4 protein-coding genes are annotated in these 2,558 nt (G+C 78.0%); all 4 read right to left on the bottom strand.

Annotated features, from left to right (window positions below; all coding sequences use genetic code 11):
- Positions 1-138: 138 nt before the first annotated feature.
- A complete protein-coding gene (locus Q6969_RS14910; RefSeq protein ID WP_317231143.1) occupies positions 139-570 on the bottom strand; it encodes a molybdenum cofactor biosynthesis protein MoaE in 432 nt (143 codons plus the stop codon).
- Complete coding sequence (locus tag Q6969_RS14905) at positions 567-1,094, bottom strand: molybdenum cofactor synthesis domain-containing protein (RefSeq protein ID WP_317231142.1); 528 nt, start codon at positions 1,092-1,094, stop codon at positions 567-569. Before Q6969_RS14905 ends, Q6969_RS14910 begins: the two co-directional genes overlap by 4 nt.
- Positions 1,091-1,591, bottom strand: a complete 501-nt coding sequence (moaC, locus tag Q6969_RS14900) for a cyclic pyranopterin monophosphate synthase MoaC (protein ID WP_104290156.1) — start codon at positions 1,589-1,591, stop codon at positions 1,091-1,093. The genes Q6969_RS14905 and moaC overlap by 4 nt, the downstream gene beginning before the upstream one ends.
- Positions 1,584-2,558, bottom strand: a 975-nt coding sequence (gene glp, locus Q6969_RS14895; RefSeq protein ID WP_317231141.1) for a gephyrin-like molybdotransferase Glp, incomplete at its 5' end; no start/stop codon positions are given. The genes glp and moaC, both read right to left, overlap by 8 nt.

Raw genomic sequence — 2,558 nt, 5'->3', positions numbered from 1 at the left:
AGGACCGGCGCGCCGCTGCCGCTGCGGCGCTCCCCGCTGAGGCGCCCTCCGCTGAGGCGCTCCCCGCTGCGGCGCCGACGGAGCACCCGCCGGAGCGGCACGAGGGCGCGCCCGGCGGCTGAGCCACGCGGGCGGTCGTCAGCCGAGCGAGGCCACCCACTCGCTCGAGCCGTCGTCGAACGCCTGCTGCTTCCAGATGGGGACGCGCTGCTTGACCTCGTCGACGAGCAGGCCGCAGGCGGCGAACGCGTCGGCGCGGTGCGCGGAGGAGACGGCGCAGGTGAGCGCGACGTCGCCGATGCCGAGCCGGCCGATGCGGTGCTCCACGGCGATGCGCACGTCCGGGTAGCGGGCGGAGACGTCGAGGGCGACCTGCCGGATCGCCTGGCGCGCGGCGGGATGCGCGGAGTAGTCGAGCCAGAGCACGCCCCGGCCGTCGTCGTGGTCGCGCACGACGCCCTCGAAGGTCACGACGGCGCCGGCGTCGTCGGCGCGCACGGCGTCGGCGCAGTCCTCGACGCGGATCGCGCCGCCCGCGATGCGCGCGAACAGCACCCGGTCGGCGGTCACGCGCGCTCCCCCCGGTCGGCGGCGGCATCCGTCGCGGGGTGGACGGAGCCGCGGATCTGCTCGAGGACGTGGTCGAGCACGCCGTCGAGGACGGCCAGCCCGTCGCGCACGCCGCCCGGCGAGCCCGGCAGGTTCATGACGAACGAGCCGCCGGCGACGCCCGCGTGCCCGCGCGTGAGCACGGCGGTGGGCGTGTGGGCCACGCCGACGCGGCGGACCTCCTCCACGATCCCGGGGATCTCGAGGTCCAGCAGCGGGGCGGTCGCCTCGGGCGTGCGGTCGGTGGGCGTGACGCCCGTGCCGCCCGTGGTGAGGACCACCCGCGCGCCGCCGGCTACGGCCTCGGCGAGCGCCGCCTCCACGCCGGGTCCGTCGGCCCGGACGACCGGTCCGTCGACCGCGAAGCCGCGCTCGGCCAGCCACGCCGCGATGACGGGTCCCGTGCGGTCCTCGTACTCGCCCGCGGCGGCGCGGGTGGAGGCGACGATGACGACGGCCCGGCCGCGCGGATCCGCCCCGCTCATGCGCGCACCCAGTCCCCGGACTTGCCGCCCTGCTTCTCGCGCACCAGGACCTCGGTGATCACGGCCCGGGCGTCGACGGCCTTCACCATGTCGTAGAGGGTGAGCGCGGCGACCGAGGCCGCGGTCAGGGCCTCCATCTCGACGCCCGTGACGCCCGTCGTGCTCACCGACGCCACGACCGTGAGCCGGTCGTCCGCGCCCGCGATGTCGATCTCGATGCGCCCGATCGGCAGCGGGTGGCAGAGCGGGATGAGGGACGAGGTCCGCTTCGCCGCCATGATCCCGGCGATGCGCGCCGTCCCGACGGCCTCGCCCTTGGGCAGGTCGCCGGAGATCACGGCCCGGACGACCTCGGGCCGCGTCACGAGCACGGCCTGCGCGACGGCGCGGCGCTTCGTGGTGGCCTTGCCGGTCACGTCGACCATGTGCGCGGACCCGTCCGGCCGCAGGTGGGTGAGGTCGGGCGCGACGTCCGCGCCTGCTCCGGGGTCAGTCATCGATGCTCCAGACGGTGACGGGGTCGCCGGCCTCGAGCCGGTCGACGTCCTCGGGGATGTGGACGAGGTGGGTGGCGGTCGCGTACGCGTGCAGCAGGTGGGATCCGGGGCCGCCGACCGGGACCGCCCGGCCGTCGGCGTCGACCCGGCCGCGCCGCACCTGGTGCTTGCCGGCGGGCGAGTCGAGGGCCTCGGCGAGCGGCAGCTCCTGCGCCGCGCGCTCGGGACGCGGGTGCCCGGCGAGGGCGCGCAGCGCGGGGCGGAGGAAGAGCTCGAACGAGACGAGCGCGCTCACGGGGTTGCCGGGGAAGGCCACCACCGGGATGCGGGCGCCGCCGACGTCCGCGGTCCCGAGCCCCTGCGGCCCGCCCGGCTGCACGGCGACGGACCGGAACTCCACGCCGCCGCCCTCGAGCACGTCGCGCACCACCTCGTAGGCGCCCGCGCTCACGCCGCCCGTGGTGACGAGGAGGTCGACGCCGTCGGCGGCCGCGTCGAGCGCGTCGCGGACGCGGTCGGGCTCGTCGGACGCGACCCGCAGCGCGCAGACCTCCGCGCCGGCGGCCTGCAGCGCCGCGGCCAGCGCGACGGAGTTGGCGTCGTGCACCTGGCCGGGCGCGAGCTCCTCGCCGGGGCCGCGCAGCTCGAGGCCGGTGGAGAGCAGGAGGACGACGGGTCGGCGGCGCACGGCGACCCGGACCACGCCCGCCGACGCGAGGACGCCCCAGTGCGCGGGGAGGAGGCGCGTCCCCCGGGCGACCAGCGGGCGGCCCGCGGCCAGGTCGCTGCCGCGCTCACGGACGTACGCGCCCGCGGTGACGGGAGCGGTGAAGGAGACCGTCGCGTCGACCGCGGCCTCGTCGACGAAGCGGTCCGGCGTCGCGGCCTCGACGGGCACGACCGCGTCGGCGCCGGGCGGCACGGGGGCCCCGGTCATGCAGGGCGCGGCCGTGCCGGGCGCGAGCGG

Origin of the sequence: Clavibacter sp. MX14-G9D, assembly GCF_032917815.1 — a bacterium.
In the GTDB taxonomy this organism is placed as follows: Bacteria; Actinomycetota; Actinomycetes; order Actinomycetales; family Microbacteriaceae; genus Clavibacter; species Clavibacter michiganensis_K.
This window is presented reverse-complemented; position numbering and strand designations above follow the sequence as displayed.